The sequence below is a fragment of the Photobacterium sp. ABD4_091 genome, assembly GCF_056160145.1.
Genome location: NZ_JBSWWQ010000001.1, coordinates 2,389,595 through 2,405,192, shown reverse-complemented (window position 1 = coordinate 2,405,192; position 15,598 = coordinate 2,389,595). Strand labels below are relative to the sequence as shown.

Annotated in this window: 14 protein-coding genes; 5 read left to right on the top strand and 9 right to left on the bottom strand. The window is 39.3% G+C overall.

The genetic code is table 11. From position 1 onward, the window contains the following. Nucleotides 1-6 precede the first annotated feature (6 nt). The 3 genes from ACXAGQ_RS11180 (at nucleotide 7) to ACXAGQ_RS11170 (ending at nucleotide 4,072) form a co-directional block, all read left to right on the top strand. Entirely contained in the window at nucleotides 7-843 is an 837-nt protein-coding gene (locus ACXAGQ_RS11180) for a capsule biosynthesis GfcC family protein (protein WP_475253941.1), read from the top strand. Further along, nucleotides 843-3,089 (top strand): YjbH domain-containing protein, encoded by a 2,247-nt coding sequence (locus ACXAGQ_RS11175; protein WP_475253940.1) that lies wholly within the window; start codon nucleotides 843-845, stop codon nucleotides 3,087-3,089. The genes ACXAGQ_RS11180 and ACXAGQ_RS11175 overlap by 1 nt, the downstream gene beginning before the upstream one ends. 767 nt (nucleotides 3,090-3,856) lie before the next feature. After that, on the top strand, nucleotides 3,857-4,072 hold the full coding sequence (locus ACXAGQ_RS11170; protein WP_475253939.1) for a hypothetical protein: 216 nt from the start codon (nucleotides 3,857-3,859) through the stop codon (nucleotides 4,070-4,072). Nucleotides 4,073-4,174: 102 nt separating this feature from the next. Here ACXAGQ_RS11170 and ACXAGQ_RS11165 read toward each other — a convergent pair whose 3' ends face one another. From ACXAGQ_RS11165 to ACXAGQ_RS11155, 3 genes are read right to left on the bottom strand one after another with little or no spacing between them, the layout of a single operon-like run. Further along, nucleotides 4,175-4,441, bottom strand: coding sequence for a YfcL family protein (locus ACXAGQ_RS11165; RefSeq protein ID WP_475253938.1), 267 nt, complete (start codon nucleotides 4,439-4,441; stop codon nucleotides 4,175-4,177). Nucleotides 4,442-4,481: 40 nt separating this feature from the next. After that, entirely contained in the window at nucleotides 4,482-5,006 is a 525-nt protein-coding gene (locus ACXAGQ_RS11160; protein WP_475253937.1) for an elongation factor P hydroxylase, read from the bottom strand. A 32-nt stretch (nucleotides 5,007-5,038) separates the two neighbouring features. Then, nucleotides 5,039-5,611: a sugar transferase gene (locus tag ACXAGQ_RS11155; protein WP_475253936.1), complete on the bottom strand. Its 573-nt coding sequence runs from the start codon at nucleotides 5,609-5,611 to the stop codon at nucleotides 5,039-5,041. A gap of 169 nt (nucleotides 5,612-5,780) precedes the next feature. Here ACXAGQ_RS11155 and ACXAGQ_RS11150 point away from each other — a divergent pair, with 169 nt between their 5' ends. Beyond that, nucleotides 5,781-7,688, top strand: coding sequence for a polysaccharide biosynthesis protein (locus ACXAGQ_RS11150; RefSeq protein WP_475253935.1), 1,908 nt, complete (start codon nucleotides 5,781-5,783; stop codon nucleotides 7,686-7,688). A 73-nt stretch (nucleotides 7,689-7,761) separates the two neighbouring features. Here the strand turns inward: ACXAGQ_RS11150 and ACXAGQ_RS11145 are convergent, their stop codons facing one another. Continuing rightward, a complete protein-coding gene (locus tag ACXAGQ_RS11145) occupies nucleotides 7,762-8,694 on the bottom strand; it encodes an NAD-dependent epimerase/dehydratase family protein (RefSeq protein ID WP_475253934.1) in 933 nt (310 codons plus the stop codon). Nucleotides 8,695-8,759: 65 nt separating this feature from the next. On the opposite strand from ACXAGQ_RS11145, the gene ACXAGQ_RS11140 reads away from it, so the two are divergent. After that, complete coding sequence (locus ACXAGQ_RS11140) at nucleotides 8,760-9,923, top strand: CDP-glycerol glycerophosphotransferase family protein (protein WP_475253933.1); 1,164 nt, start codon at nucleotides 8,760-8,762, stop codon at nucleotides 9,921-9,923. On the opposite strand, the gene ACXAGQ_RS11135 is transcribed toward ACXAGQ_RS11140, so the two are convergent. The 5 genes from ACXAGQ_RS11135 to ACXAGQ_RS11115 all read right to left on the bottom strand — a co-directional run bounded on the left by ACXAGQ_RS11135 (nucleotide 9,900) and on the right by ACXAGQ_RS11115 (nucleotide 15,591). Continuing rightward, nucleotides 9,900-10,736 (bottom strand): hypothetical protein, encoded by an 837-nt coding sequence (locus tag ACXAGQ_RS11135; RefSeq protein ID WP_475253932.1) that lies wholly within the window; start codon nucleotides 10,734-10,736, stop codon nucleotides 9,900-9,902. The genes ACXAGQ_RS11140 and ACXAGQ_RS11135 overlap by 24 nt on opposite strands. A 20-nt stretch (nucleotides 10,737-10,756) precedes the next feature. Next, nucleotides 10,757-11,863, bottom strand: coding sequence for a CDP-glycerol glycerophosphotransferase family protein (locus ACXAGQ_RS11130; protein WP_475253931.1), 1,107 nt, complete (start codon nucleotides 11,861-11,863; stop codon nucleotides 10,757-10,759). After that, complete coding sequence (locus ACXAGQ_RS11125) at nucleotides 11,864-12,259, bottom strand: FAD synthase family protein (RefSeq protein ID WP_475253930.1); 396 nt, start codon at nucleotides 12,257-12,259, stop codon at nucleotides 11,864-11,866. It abuts the gene before it with no gap. A gap of 86 nt (nucleotides 12,260-12,345) precedes the next feature. Next, on the bottom strand, nucleotides 12,346-14,088 hold the full coding sequence (locus ACXAGQ_RS11120) for a hypothetical protein (RefSeq protein WP_475253929.1): 1,743 nt from the start codon (nucleotides 14,086-14,088) through the stop codon (nucleotides 12,346-12,348). A gap of 48 nt (nucleotides 14,089-14,136) precedes the next feature. Continuing rightward, the gene (locus tag ACXAGQ_RS11115) at nucleotides 14,137-15,591 is read right to left on the bottom strand and encodes a hypothetical protein (RefSeq protein ID WP_475253928.1); all 1,455 of its coding nucleotides are present in this window, start codon (nucleotides 15,589-15,591) and stop codon (nucleotides 14,137-14,139) included. Nucleotides 15,592-15,598 lie beyond the last annotated feature (7 nt).

Here is a 15,598-nt window from a genome sequence, read left to right as displayed (position 1 = left end):
GTGAAAATGGTTAATTCATTATTAAGATTAATAAAGATTATGCTGTCCAGATCCTCTATTGCGCTGACTCTTTGCTCAGCCCTAATTTTCACGTCACATGTCGCGGCGCATGAAAGCAGCAGGGTAATTTCGTCATCCGATTTTACCATTGAGGTGTTTAACAGCCATCAACAGGCTGAGCACCTACAGCTCAACTACCCGCAAGCGGTGCGACTTGAACAAGTGCTAGCAGACACTATTGCAAACATTTCTTTATTACCGACAGCTCAACAAAATACCAATCAATCAATTTATTGGACTGGCGCTGGGCTATATAATCGCTTCCCGCACCCTGACAAAGCTCTTGTCATCAAGCAGCTATTCAAGGCTTCAGAGTTGGTTGACTCTGATGAAAAAGCCCCTTTTCAGCAACTGGCGACTCAGCTTAATCAATTTGAGATTGGTGAGCGTATATTTACCCCTATTGATTACGACTTAGTACGCATTAATAAAGCATCTAATCCACTTATTACTGAGCCTATGGACCTTGTATTACCCTCACGCCCTAACTCAGTATGGGTCCTAGGTGCCGTACAACACAATTCTGAGCAGCCATGGATGACACGTACAAATGCACGTCAGTACTTAAAGCAAGTTGGCACTACCTCTTTTGGTAACAACAGTATAGCTACGGTTATTCAGCCAGACGGCGTTACCGAGCAACACCCTATTGCCTATTGGAATAAAGGCCACAAGGATATCGCACCTGGTGCCATCATCTACTTAGGTTTTGACAACTTACCTGCTGGCTATCAATCACTCAATGATGAGATCATCAACTTGCTAAGGAATAAGGCGCTGTAATGAAACCTGCTGTAGACACTACCTTTTCAGAATCTATTTCTGGCAAGGCCCAACCATATAACAAATTGACAGCCTATCGGCTGTCAGCAATCGCTATAGCCCTACTGCCTATATTCCATGCCCAAGCCGATGACTTTGATTATCCGGCATTTACACCTTCGCAAACAGACTTTGGCGGTGTGGGCTTGATTCAAATGCCTTCAGGCCGTGTAGCTCGTGAAGGCGAAATCAATGTCGCGGGTACCTTCAATGACGAATACCACCACTACACGGTATCGCTACAATTGATGCCTTGGCTGGAAACCACTATTCGCTATACCTTGGTGCAAGACTTACTCTACAGTAACGACCCGAACTTCAGTGGTGATACTAAGTACACCGACAAGGGCATTGACTTTAAGATTCGCTTGCTTGAAGAAAGTTATTGGCTACCTGAAACCTCGATTGGTGTACGTGATTTTGGCGGTACCGGTCTGTTTGATGGTGAATACATTGCCGCTAGCAAACACATAGGCCCGTTCGATTTTACTCTTGGTGTAGGCTGGGGCTATCTTGGTAATAGCGCTAACTTGAGCGGTGATAAAACCCAAAGCAATGACTGTGGCCGTAATACCGGGTATAGGGGGGCTGGTGGTAGCGTCGACTTCGACCGTTGGTTTACCGGCTGTAGCGCCGTATTCGGTGGGGTTGAATACCAAAGCCCTTGGGCACCTCTGCGGCTGAAAGTTGAGTATGACGGCAATGATTACGAAAGTGACTTCCCTGTTACCCGAGCTGGCATTGATATGTCTCAAGACAGCAAGCTCAACTATGGTGCCCTCTACAAACTTGGGAACTGGGGTGATTTACGTTTAAGTTATGAGCGCGGTACCACCTGGACGTTCGGCTTTAATCTCCATACCAATTTCAATGACCTCAAAGCCAACTGGTACAACAACCCTGCGCCTGACTATCAACAACGATCGGGTGAGGATAAGAAGCCAGCCGATGAACTATCGGGCCAAGAGTGGGAACAACTTGCCCAAGATTTACATCAACTCGCTGGGTATGAAGACCCTCGCCTGTATGCCGATGACAAGTCCATTACCGTGGTAGCGCCGCAGACAAAATACCGAAATCGCGATGAAGCCCACGAGCGTGCAGGTACAATCCTTGCCAATCAAAACTTGGATGTTGAAAACTACAAGATCATCGAAACAGCCAACCGACAGCCGATGACCGAAACGGTATTCGATCCTGAGCAGTTTGCCAAAGTAGCCAATGTCGAGTATTTCGCCCCAGAAGTGAGCGATGCGACTACCGTTGGCGAACCTATAGGCCCAGAAGGTCAGCTGTATGCCAAGTCCAATAAGGATTGGGATATCAACTTTGCTCCGGTATGGCAGCAATCTATTGGTGGCTCAGAGAACTTCTACCTATTCAATATCGGTGTGACTGCCGGAGCTAACTACTGGCTAAATGATAACTTCGAACTGGGCGGCTCGCTTTACTTCAACATCTATGATAACTACGACAAGTTCCTTTATGATGTACCGCCTGATGGTACTGATTTGAAACGTGTCCGTACCCTGGTACGCCAGTATATCAATGACAACCCAGTACGGATGGATAACCTCCAGCTGACCTGGATGGATCGTCTGAGTGATAACTGGTATGCCCAAGCGTACGGCGGTTACCTGGAGATGATGTTCGGTGGTGTCGGTGGTGAAGTGCTTTACCGCCCGCAAAATAGCAACTGGGCCATGGGTGTCGATTTAAACTATGTGGTTCAGCGTGATCCGGATAGCCAGTTCGGCTTCTTCACCGAAGAGGTACAGTTTGATCCGATCACCAACCGTAACTACCGTGTGCAAACCGGCGCGCCGACGGGTCATGCGACCCTGTACTACCAACCACAGTGGGAATGGTTGCCGAATACCTTATTTAAGGTCAGTGCCGGTCAGTACCTGACGGAAGACTACGGGGTAACTGTCGACTTCTCCAAACAGTTCGACAGCGGTGTGATTGCCGGGGCCTTTGTCGCCCAAACCAACCTTTCTGCGGATGAATTTGGTGAGGGAAGCTACAACAAGGGTTTCTACCTGTCGATTCCGTTTGATGTGATGACGGTGAAACCGAGTACCAACCGGGCAACGATTTCGTGGCTACCACTGACCCGCGATGGCGGCCAGATGCTGAACCGCAAGTACGAGCTGTACAGTGTGACCGATGCGCGCTCGCCATGGTATGGGCGAAAGCCGCAGTAAGAGCGGTTCTATGGCCCTAAGGTCCTGTGGGACTGTGGGACTGTGGGACTGTGGGACTGTGGGACTGTGGGACTGTGGGACTGTGGGACTGTAATTGTGAGTTACTAATGTATTAAGACTAAGCCCTGCCTAGAAAATAGGTAGGGCTTTTTTACTAGCTCAATTTCTCAAAGAAAAGTCATGTGCAAATAGCTGGGGCTATACGCACGTGAGTTCTGGTCTCCGAGTGTCGAATATACTCAATAATTTCGTAGGAGTGTTTTGATTGATGAGACAAATAGGTTGGGTTTTAGAGTGGATTGAGACAAATTTCGCCAAGCGTCAACATACTGACTCAGCGTTGACTTATTGCATTAGTTTTTCGTTTGAATATCAGCTTAGAGGGCAGAAAAGCACCTTAACTGTCTTTCTAACAAGGCACTTTCCATTGCAATATTAGACATTTTTACTGTTCAATTAGTTATGCTAAGTGATTGATTATTAATTACTATATTCGCTTTGACACATATTATTTAAGGTTAAATTTAATTTGGTCGTCTCAATTCTGTGACATTGAGCATAAATTTTTTTCGGTGACCAACATGCATCCTGAAGATCAGCTATCATAAGTAAATAACAAGATTGTCAATAGATTGACAGCAAAAAATTAAAAATCATTTTTTTGACGGGAACAAAGGATCTAATCAATTTTTTATCCCTTTTTCATGTCAATCACTATCACATATTTCATAATTTTTTACGACAGAAGATAAGAAGAGGATAAGAGCATGTTCAGGGCCTATGCTCACTTTTCAGTGAACCACCCATTGATGCATTACACCAACCTGTTGGCGATACTGGCAATATTTATCGTCAGCTGCTACCAGCTACTGGCAAACGAGAACCTGATTTTTGCTGCAGGCTTGTTATTTGTTGTGCTGCCGACCATCGTTTTTGCTCGCTCATCGGACTATAAACGCAAGTACTTAAACACCAATAATTAACTCTAGTTAATTGCTACAATGTTCGTATAGCATGACGAATCAAACAAAAACGGCACCTATACTAGGTGCCGTTTTATATGAATTTGATTATCTCGATTGAGGTTATCGAGCCTGTTGTTGCAATTGCGCCCACATATCTTTCACAATCATCTGGTCGGCCGGATTTAGCTCAGACTGCGCATCTGCCATGCTCTCTTCCACCTTGGCATCCATCGCGTCAATGCTCGATTCCCCTTCCAATTCACAGTTTGCCGCAGAAAGGGAAATGTGGCCACGTAGGTAACCGCCCGCGAACAGTTCATCGTCCGAGGCTGTTTCGACCATCAGGTCAATCAAGGTTAACAATTTTTCTTCGTATTGCTGGATCATGTCTTTTTCCGGGCTATTGGCTATTGGCTATTGGCGGCCATTAAACAAACATCACTGGAGCCAATGGCGCTATGCCATAATGGCTCCGTAATGCTTCTGACAAGTGCTTTGCTCGAGCTGGTATACCGTCTTCTAGATAAATAAGCACTTGCTCACGGACCTTGCGGGTAAAACCGGCTCTGTCAGGCTCACAGTTGCCGCTCAGGTTATCACAGCTGACCTGAAAGCGAAAACCACAGCTGGCAGCCAAGATCCACTCCAATGCTTGGGGTTTTATCTCCACTTTTTCAAACTCAACTTGCACTTCAGCAGTACGGCCATCTGGCTCATACCAATAGCCATAGTCCTCCAGCAAACGGCGCTGTGGGCCCGCGATACACCAGTGGGCGATCTCATGCAGTGCTGAGGCAAAATACCCACGGGCAAAGATCACCCTGTGGTGGGGGTTCCCCTCATCGGCAGGAAGGTAAATGGGCTCGTCGCCACCGAGGATCAATTCAGTGTTATGGCTTTCAAGAAAGCAGCGATTAAAAATCGCGATAATATCGTCGTTGTTATGATGCATCGTTGTATTGGAACAAGGTTATGACGTTACGATCAGGTATTTCGGCTTTTGACCCTATCCCCTGCCCCACGGCCAATCGCGGTCTGGAGGATATAGGCAAAGTACGCTTTCAAGTTAAAAGTCTGGATCATTTCGCTATCCATCTCAGCCAGTTTAACCGGGGTCGACATATCTACCCCGTTGATCTGGGCTAAACCGGTGATCCCTGGCAATACATCAAGCACACCTCGCTGCTGACGCGCTTCAATCAATTCCACTTGGTTGAACAAACAAGGACGCGGACCGACCAAACTCATCTCCCCTTTCACCACATTGATCAGCTGCGGCAATTCATCCAATTTGGTCTTGCGCAAGAACGCACCCAGCTTGGTCACCGAGGTGGCGTCCACTAAATGCGTAGCCACCGAAGCCGTTTCGACCGGCATGGTGCGGAACTTCACCAAGGTAAAAGGCTGCTGATTTTTGCCGACCCGCTCCTGGCGGAAGATAGGTTGACCGGTATCACGCTTACCGAGGAGATAAACAATGACAAATACCGGAGATAGGCAGACTAGCCCGCATAAGGCGAAAGATAAATCCAAATACCGGTATAAACGAGATTGCATTATGTTTGTCCCCAAAAAGTTGAAGGAGCAAGTCTAAAGATGACCAGGAACAAGTGCAAGTAAGAACATAGCGCATATTTTAAGCAACAAGTTCTTAAAGTCCTTTGAACAGCTAGATCAGTGTGTAGTGAGCGATTAGAATGAACACACTATCTTCAGGGTATCAATCATGTTTCAGCCAGTTTTAAGTCTTTTTAGCGCAAAACGTATAACCAAGCGCCTAGTCACTGTTTTATATGATATTGTTGCTATTAACTTCGCCCTTTACCTTGCTATCGCACTGCGAACTGGGAAAATGACCATTCCCTTTGGTCCAGAAGAAGTGACCAGTTTTGTCTTGACTGTTGCTGTAACCGTGCTGGTATTTTCCAAACTGGGGCTATACAGAGCAGTGTTACGCTATATGATTGTCCCGGCTTTGGGTCACATCGCCCTTGCCGTTATTCTTTCTGCCTTTGCGCTAGCTATTTCAAGTTTCTATACCCATTCTTATATTCACCGCAGTGTGCCCGCTATTTATGCAGGCTTAGCCATTTTTTTCCTCGGGGCTCCCCGGGTAATGATCAGAATGTATTTCGATCGATATTACAGAAAAGGTAAACCCCATGTTCTGATTTACGGAGCAGGGTCTACTGGCCGTGAGCTTGCCTACGCTTTACGCCAAGGCTCAGAATACCACCCAGTGGCTATACTCGACGATAACAAATTGAAGTGCGGCAACATTATCTATGGCTTAAAAGTCTACCATAGCAGTGAGTTTGAAAAACTGAACAGCCTTTATCGCCCTGTTAAATTGCTATTAGCCATCAACAACATCAGTAAGGGCGAGCGTTTAAGAATACTGGATAAGCTCTCTAACTGGCCAATTGAAATTCAGTCTGTCCCTTCTGTCGAAGATATTGCGTCAGGTAAATCAAGCTTGACGGAAATCAAGGATCTCGATATTGCAGACCTTCTAGGCCGCAACAGCGTTGAACCTCAAGAGCACTTGATGAAAGCTTGTATTGAGTCAAAAGCCGTGATGGTTACAGGTGCCGGGGGCTCTATTGGTTCTGAACTTTGCAGGCAGATAATTAAAAGAAAACCTAAATTGATCCTACTGTTCGAACTCAATGAGTATAACCTCTATAACATTGAACGAGAGTTGCAACAGTTTCTCAAGTTCACTAACCAAGAGATCCCCATTATTGCAGCCCTAGGATCGGTACAACATAAAAACCGACTGCAAAACCTGATGATCAACTACCAAATAGACACTGTTTACCATGCAGCTGCCTATAAACATGTACCTATTGTTGAGCACAACACTATCGAAGGTATACGAAACAATATTTTTGGCACTTGGTTTACAGCCGAAGCCGCAATGAAGTCAGGTGTCAGTAATTTTGTCCTGATCTCAACGGATAAAGCCGTTCGCCCTACCAATGTTATGGGGGCTAGCAAGCGAATGGCAGAGCTCGTGCTGCAAGCTTTGGCTGATGCTAGCAGCAATACAACATTTACCATGGTGCGTTTTGGTAACGTGCTTGGCTCATCAGGTTCGGTTGTGCCGCTATTCCGTGAACAAATAAAAAGTGGTGGTCCAGTTACCGTTACTCACCCTGATATTACACGCTATTTTATGCTGATCCCCGAAGCGGCCCAACTGGTTATTCAAGCAGGTGCCATTGGCCATAACGGCCAGGTTTTCGTACTTAATATGGATGAACCGGTCAAGATTCTCGACCTTGCCAAACGAATGGTTCAGCTAATGGGCTTAACGGAAAAGAAAAATGAAAAGTGCGATGGGGATATTGAGATCCGCTTCACCGGTCTTCGTCCTGGCGAAAAACTCTATGAAGAGTTACTGATTGGCAATAATGTAACAGGAACAGAACACCCGAAGATTATGTCAGCGAGTGAAGACAAACTGAGTTGGTCGGAAATGGAAGATGTACTAAGAGATCTTGATAGCGCCTGCCACTCGACAGATCTACAGAAAATCCGGGATATACTGCTTCAAACCCCTACGGGCTATCAGCCTGAAGGTGAAATCTACGATCACCTTTTCCGTGATTCGAAACTGCTAAAAATATAACACTTTATATTTTTCGGCGATGAAGCCTTGATGCATACATTCAAAGTGGATGTATGCATCATCATGATGATTTTTACTTCAGTGTTGAATGAAGACCCTCACTAGGTTCCCATCCAAGTAGTTCTTTGGCCTTACTATTATCAACTTCGAGATCATCAAAAAGCTGATTCGCTATCGCACCCTTCCCCAACAATTTCGCAGCAATACGCATAACCCCCACAGGGATTGGTAACTGAATCGTTTTATCACCAGCAGCTTCAGCTAACGCATCAACCAATCGTTTAGTAGAAATAGGATGGCTATCAGCAGCCAAGAACACTTCGCCTGCAGCCGCAGGATGAGTAGCGCATATCTTCAACAATGAGACCAAGTTTTTCACAGAAATAAAGCTTTTTCTGTTGTTTACGGCACCAAATGGGAGAATTGGCAAAGCCGAAGCCAGTTTAGTTAACCTTGCTATATTACCCGGTGCATTTTTACCATACACCAAGGCAGGGCGAACAATAACTAATTCAATCCCTAACTTTTTAGCTTCAAGAGTGAGTTGCTGCTCAGCCTCGTATTTTGAAATCGCATAATCAGAGATAGGAGCTGGTATCTGCTGCTCGTTAAATGGTGTCCCGTAAGTCGCATTACCATTCACACCAATACTACTGACAAAAACAAAACGTCTGACACCTTGATTGGCCGCCTCGCGGAAAAGATGCAATGCCGCTTTACAATTAACGTCTCTAAACAAATCAAGCGGCGAGTGAGAATTCTCAGCCAATACATGTGCCCTTGCAGCTAAATGAATAACCACATCAACCCCTGTGAGTGCCTCACTCCAATCTGTTATGTCGGAGATATTTCCAGTAGCGACGACATCGGTTGAATCTTGAAATGCATCATAACTACTATCATTATGTTCACGAACTGATGCTCTTACAGAAAAATCATGCTGTAATGCTGCAACTAATTGCTTTCCAATAAAACCATTGCCACCGGTTACCAATACCCTTTTCAAAGGCTTCTCTCTCAATACTTTATGATCTGTGGTATATTAGTATATCAAGTGAATTGGTGGTAATCATGTGGTCGATTAAAAACAAAAATAAATTTTTTCTACAACGGTTTGCAGATGCAGCCTCTGGCATTTTTCTTTCCTTCTTTTTTATCTTTGGTAAAAGAAAGAAAAGGATTATTCTCAATTCAACTGTTAATAAAGACTTTACGTTTAATTCAAAATATCTATTTATCAATCATAAAGATAAATTTGAGCAAGCAGGCTATCATGTAAAGTTCATTATCAATGATAATGAAAAAAAAGATAAGCTGACGCAAGAGTTTGGGGATTATTTCATATCAACAAAGGGAATCAAGCAGAAGGTTTATATTCTACAAGCTAGTTGTTGGATCATGAGTACTATGGATGCTCCTATCAGTGGGTTATTCATGAACTACAACCGATTGGTTATTCAGCTTGGCCATGGCACACCGATAAAAAACATCGGGCTAATGGATCAATCTGCAGGATTACTCAAAAAAGTGTATTATAAATTAATGAGCACCAACATTAGCTATTACTTAAGCCCCTCTGAGTTTTTTGCAGACTACATTGGCAAAGCATTTGGTGTAAAACAAGATCAAGTTTTAGTAGCAAGGCAACCCCGCCTAGACTCAATGACAAAAGGAAAATCTGACTTCGTCAATAGTCATCAACAAAAAGGAGAAACTAAATATTTCTTATACTGTCCAACATGGCGCCCTTACAGCGATGTTAAACTATTTCCTTTTGATGATTATGACAGAGAAAAATTAGAACAACAGTTATCAGAAAATAATACTATTATTTTTTTAAGGCTGCACCCAAAATTTGAAATTAACTTAGAGGATTACCTAAGTCCACACGTGATTAACCTGGACTCGACGAAAGCTCCAGATATTACTGAATACTTAGACCAATTTGATACATTGTTCACTGACTACTCAAGTATATATTGTGACTATGCTATGCTGAACAAACCAGTTGGTTTCATTCCATATGATAAAGAGATTTATAAAAGAGAAGTTGGCTTTTCATTTAGCTATGATGAAATGACATGGGGTAAAGAGATAACCTCTATCACCGATATGTTAGAAATCGGAAGTAACAATGTCGCTGGAGAGAAAGCAAATGCCCTAAACATGCCTTCACATGCTCAGGACATAGGTAAATGGATGAAAGAAGAACTAAGAAAGATAGTTAAAACGTAAAGAGAGCTGACCAATAAAGAAAGATTTAAGTGAGCCATTTGCCAAACGAGCAAGGAGTAGCATCATAATAGCTATTAGCACATTGATTTGGCTCACTAAAACAACAATGGCAATACCAATAAACATTACAAGGTAGAACAACCCTGAAAAAGCATGTATGAATTGTTTATTATCTATATGTAACTTACGTAATAACCTTGTCTCATGATCTGAAAAAGCCCAATACTCGACAATAATAAAATATAAACCAGTTACACAAGAAAAATACAGTGCATAAGGCATATTTACAATAAAAAGTAAACAAGTTATAAAAACAACAAGCATTATATCTGATAAGACTTGACAATATGTGGGGAAAGTACGTTTTATTACTTTATAAGGAATTGATTTTCCTCTAACATTAAACGCTTTAACCTCAACTTTTTTAAGTTCATTGTTAATGAGCTTTCCTTTATATACTTGCAAACCTGTGTTAAACAAATAAAGAAAAACAACAAGAGCTATCATCATAATTACATAAGTATTTCTACCTACTGTCAATTCTATTTGTTCTAATGCAGTAATATTTTTAGTACCAGATAAAACAAAAAGAAGTTTCAACGGAATAAACATTACTACCATGTTTAGAAACTTACAAAGCAACATTATTATAGATGCAGGAAGTATATGTAAATTAACAGTGCTTCGAAAAAAAGAGTAAAGCTGTGTAAACATTAAAAAGAAGTCAACCAATCGAGACTTTACTACTCCAAACTTTTTTTTAATTTTAAAATCATTCATAAACTTATTTTCAACACAGACCTTATCAGTCATTATCACAATACATAGTGTGTTCACTGATTATTAATAATATATTCAACAAATCTTTTAGTATTATTGTTATCAACATGTTTGAAAAAAAGATCTGACGCTATAGGAGTGTTTTCATTACTTTCATCAATCAAAGATGTCAATGAATGCAATAATTCTGGAAAATTATGTGTCATCTTCCCGGGAAAAACTGATTCAAGAGGATAAATCGTTCCACGTTCATCATCATATTCCTTTTCATCAAAAAGATAAAGACAAATACTTGATGACACTAGAGCATAATCAATCCAAACACTTGAATAATCTGTTATAAGAATATCAGTTTGCTTCAATACCGAATTAGTCAAATCATAGTCATTTAAATCGACTAACAATCCCTTCTCAGCTAAAAGTGGTAAAGGTTGAATTTGACTAAACTTATGTGCCCTAATTCCAAACACCGCATTATTTCGCTCTAGAAACTCACATAATGCCTTTTCTTCGTCATGAGAAAAAGCTACGATCTCATTAAATTCATGCCAAGTCCCACGGTATGTAGGCATCCAAGAGATAAGTTTCCGCCCGTTTAACCTTGTTTTAAGTAACTCGTCAGTGCTGTCCGAAAACCATTCTAATTGTTCTTGGAACAACAGATCATTACGAGGTAACCCAGAAAGAATACAACGGTTAGGCGGCACCTGAAAGCAAGCTGACATTACAGCCATATCCAACATGGAGGAACAAACAAGTCCATCTAAATTATTTGATTCAAACTCAAGAAACGAATCCGTAAAGCGTTTACCATCAAAATAACGTATGGTTTTTAATGGAATACCATGCCATACATTATATATTTTCCGCTTTCTATTTGTTAAAAACCTTGGAATGGCATGATCTACAATCAAAATCGATGATGATAAAAGATGCTTTAAGTTTTTTAAATCAGATTGTAAACCACTCTTATTTTTACCCAGGATTACATTTATTTTCATATCTGGATAATAGTACTTAAGATAGGCATTTATGCATACTAAATTACCATCCATAACTCCTGTAGAAGCAAAAAGTGTGATACTTTTTTTCTCTTTTGGCCAGAGGGGATCAATACAGTTACCAATAAACTTTGAGATCAACCTTTTAACATTTATCATCTAAAACTTCTTAGCTATTTCAATAATTTCTGTAGTTGATATAGAGGGTGTCCTTGGGAAGTAAACAACTTCACAGATATCATTGAATTCATCAAACTTACCTTTCCAATCGTCTCCCATAGCTAGAACATCAGCACGATAGAATTCAATATATTCACGCTTTCTTTCTAAAGAATGCTCAATAAACACCTCATCAACAAACTTTAGCGACTGAACAATCTTCATTCGACTTTCTTGATCGTAAATAGGGTTGCGATTTTTTTTTGAAAAGTTTAGCTGATCACTTGAAATTCCAACAATTAGAGTATCACCAAGCGATGCACAGCGCTCTAAAATATTGATATGACCAATATGAAACACATCAAAAGTTCCGAACGTAATAATTCTTTTTGACATCTTTGACTCACATAACTTTGTAATTTATTCATCTAACATTGTCACACAACAATTAATTAAAAACAAGACAATGAATTTTGCTGTTGTTAGTTGCTACCAAGATGAATATTTTTGATTGAGTCTGCAAGTTTAGAAATAAGCTCTACTTTATCCATCTCTATACAGTCTGGTATATAGCTTATATTTGGAAACCATATGTCTTTATTACCTTTAATTCTATATCTCTGTGATTCACTATTTATTAGAGCAAGTGTTTCCGTACCTGATAATCCAGCAATTTCAAGCACTGCAGTACCAGCAGAGATAACAAGATCCATATTTTTCATCAAGTACAACACGGACTCAAAGTCATTTAATTGATCAATTGGTGGAATATAGATTTCAGTTGAATATAATTCTCTAATTTTTTCAACTTCATCAAAGCAATCATCATACTGCAAAGATATGAAAATACAGTTTTGAAGTTTAAATAATTCAGATAAATCTTCGAGATTATAGTAGTGTGAATTCCTTGAATGACTCTGAACCATACTACGCCAACAAATACCTATGATAGGCCTTTGTTTCTCTTTCAAGTCATTGATAAAAGAATTGATGACTTTAGCAGTTTTTAAGTCTATAAACTCAAGATTATTTTCTAAATTTTGTGCATATTTATCTAAATCGACAAAATCAGATATTACATCTGAAATCAACGTGACTTTGTCATATTTAGACAAAAGGTCAACACCGTGTTTATCAAGTACATGATGAATTTTATGGTGCAACTCATGGCTAAAGTCAGATGAATTTTCATACATAATACGTTTCGTGCGAGCCACAGGTATAATATCAATATCTCGATAGACTCTTGAAAAGAGTGAGAATAACCTCGGTTCGCATGAAAAAGTCACATTTGGATGGGCAATTTTGATAGCAGAAAATTTTGATGAGTAACGAATATCATCACCAGGCCCCCAAGAGGCAAGTACAAGCAATGAATCACTCTCATCTATAGAGCTAAGTTTTTGAATATATTTCTCTTTGAGAATTTTTCTTAATACAAATGACATATCTCGCTTACGCATGGAACGAAACCCTTCGACAAGTTCTCCTTTAGTAAACCAATATTCATTAATATTTTTATTTGACAGCTTTTCTTTGAAATCATGTAATAACTTGCTGGCACAGTTAAAATCTTTTAATTTAACTGCTGCCTCAAAAATATAATTAACACTACTTTTAGATAAGTTATCAAATTGGCCATGATTATATATTTCCACAAGTTCTTCTAGCCTAGATTCGATATAATAAAGAAAAACCTTTTGATTTATCTTTAAATTATCAATATCAAGTACAGCTCTATTTTCGACCACCTTATAATCTAAATAAACGCTAATAACATAACGCTGAAGATTATTAAGTTCAGGGCATTTATCTGTCATTGCTTTTAATGACTTTAAAAAGGTACTTTTATCATCTAGCTTTGAAAGTAATATAGAAAAAGTTACCTTGTTTAAGCATGTTGAATCGGCTAGTACAGCGACTAACATGAACTTGATTCGTTGTAACTCATTTGATTCTGCTAAAGCAGCAAGTAATATATCTTCAGACCTTTTAGCTCTAATTAAGAAACCAATATTATTGTTAACTAAATCTATAAGTTCATTATAGTTATTTTGCCTATAACTCCTTTTAATAGCTTTTAACCTAAAGAGACCAATAACATCTAAATAGTACTTTTTCTGTCTACACAAAGATAGATGTGTAGTTAAGGAAACATTGATTGCGCCATCAATATCATCAACAAAAACATGATTAAAAAAATTAGCTGGCTTTAATATTGACATGATTTTCTTAAACAAGCTATTTTAACTCTCTAAATAATTTATAAACTATCAATTTTTGCTAAGCAAATAATTTAATACTGTCGTCTCATCAAAAGTAATAGCATCAGACTCCTTCATTGCATGAATTACAGCACTTCTATCGTCAATTGACATACTATTAAACATAGCTAAAATTTCATTATTCATAGCTTTGAATTTATCAGATTTTTCAGCAAGCACTTGTTTATTCAATCTTGTAGAACCTTCCAATTCAGTTGCGATCGAATCTCTTAACTGATGTAAATTATACTCTTGTGTCCCAGCAAGAAGCGGACAGTATTCTTTAAGCTTATCAACAGGAGCATTAAAGTTGGATTGCCAAAATTTTGAATTTAGTTCAGCAGTTTTTAATTCCTTACATATTTGCTTATGGATAAAGCCATAATAATCCGCCTGGATATCATCCATTGCAAAACACTGGTAAACTTCCTCTCCTTGCAAAGCGTAATCTAATGCAGCTGTTGTATTCCCTGCGATACAAATAAGTCTATTATTCTTTACTGTATCTAAATTACTAACGACTAATGCGGCCTGATTGATTTTGTCAATTTCATTAAATCGTGGATGGTGTTTTATATAGATATTATTAACATTTGTGTTTTTTTCTAGCTCTTCAATAATTTCATTTAAGTTTGATATTGAAGGAATAGATGTTGGTAAAAGGCAAACATTAATTAACTCATCTTCATCATATTTCTTATCTACTATTTTAGTTGATTCTTTTAATCGAGAAAGTGTAAAAATTTCCGCTTTTGATTTACCAATTTTATTGTATGTTTGTTTACTGTTTTCATTCATTAATACAGCATAATCAAAGTCTAGCTTTGGAAATATCTCTGATACTGCAGCATGTTGCAGGTAAACTCTTTTTACACCAAATAATTTAAAAACTCTAGATACAGCTACATAGTTTGGATTGTGATCATTAGAAACAATCAGCAACGTTGGCAAGCATCCCTTTTGAGCTTTGATGGTCTTATAATATTTCAAAAAATTTCTGGTATATTCAAGAGCATAAGTTAATGATGTTTGATTTAGCACTATCTTATTAGTAAGAAAGGCTATAAAAACAACTACTGAAAAGACAGCATTAATTATAATACTTTTATCCTTCCTTTTAAAATTACCGATATTTTCTGCAATTACAATATTATTTAAATTTTGAACCGCATCATTTTCATCCAAAATACCCTTACACCATTCATAAAAGCATTCAAATTCTTTTATGTTATTTTGTGTATGCCCTGCATATATAATTTCTGAAAATGGGAAGTTTATTTTTTTCACTTTCCTTTTCATAATTTCTTTTAAAAGTAAAGATGGGAGAAAGCGTAAACCTTTCCGAGTAGAGAATTTTTGATATAGCTCAATATTTCTTTCTCGATTCTTTACATTTCTACCATATTGAATTACAGCAGTCGAATCGATTAACCCTTTATAAAAGGTATAAATTAACTTAATCACTTTATAA

Bases quoted from the DNA above. Each gene is read 5' to 3' on its own strand.
- ACXAGQ_RS11180 (WP_475253941.1), top strand. From the start codon at position 7: ATGGTTAATTCATTATTAAGATTAATAAAGATTATGCTGTCCAGATCC.
- ACXAGQ_RS11175 (WP_475253940.1), top strand. From the start codon at position 843: ATGAAACCTGCTGTAGACACTACCTTTTCAGAATCTATTTCTGGCAAG.
- ACXAGQ_RS11170 (WP_475253939.1), top strand. From the start codon at position 3,857: ATGTTCAGGGCCTATGCTCACTTTTCAGTGAACCACCCATTGATGCAT.
- ACXAGQ_RS11165 (WP_475253938.1), bottom strand. From the start codon at position 4,441: ATGATCCAGCAATACGAAGAAAAATTGTTAACCTTGATTGACCTGATG.
- ACXAGQ_RS11160 (WP_475253937.1), bottom strand. From the start codon at position 5,006: ATGCATCATAACAACGACGATATTATCGCGATTTTTAATCGCTGCTTT.
- ACXAGQ_RS11155 (WP_475253936.1), bottom strand. From the start codon at position 5,611: ATGCAATCTCGTTTATACCGGTATTTGGATTTATCTTTCGCCTTATGC.
- ACXAGQ_RS11150 (WP_475253935.1), top strand. From the start codon at position 5,781: ATGTTTCAGCCAGTTTTAAGTCTTTTTAGCGCAAAACGTATAACCAAG.
- ACXAGQ_RS11140 (WP_475253933.1), top strand. From the start codon at position 8,760: ATGTGGTCGATTAAAAACAAAAATAAATTTTTTCTACAACGGTTTGCA.
- ACXAGQ_RS11135 (WP_475253932.1), bottom strand. From the start codon at position 10,736: ATGACTGATAAGGTCTGTGTTGAAAATAAGTTTATGAATGATTTTAAA.
- ACXAGQ_RS11130 (WP_475253931.1), bottom strand. From the start codon at position 11,863: ATGATAAATGTTAAAAGGTTGATCTCAAAGTTTATTGGTAACTGTATT.
- ACXAGQ_RS11125 (WP_475253930.1), bottom strand. From the start codon at position 12,259: ATGTCAAAAAGAATTATTACGTTCGGAACTTTTGATGTGTTTCATATT.
- ACXAGQ_RS11120 (WP_475253929.1), bottom strand. From the start codon at position 14,088: ATGTCAATATTAAAGCCAGCTAATTTTTTTAATCATGTTTTTGTTGAT.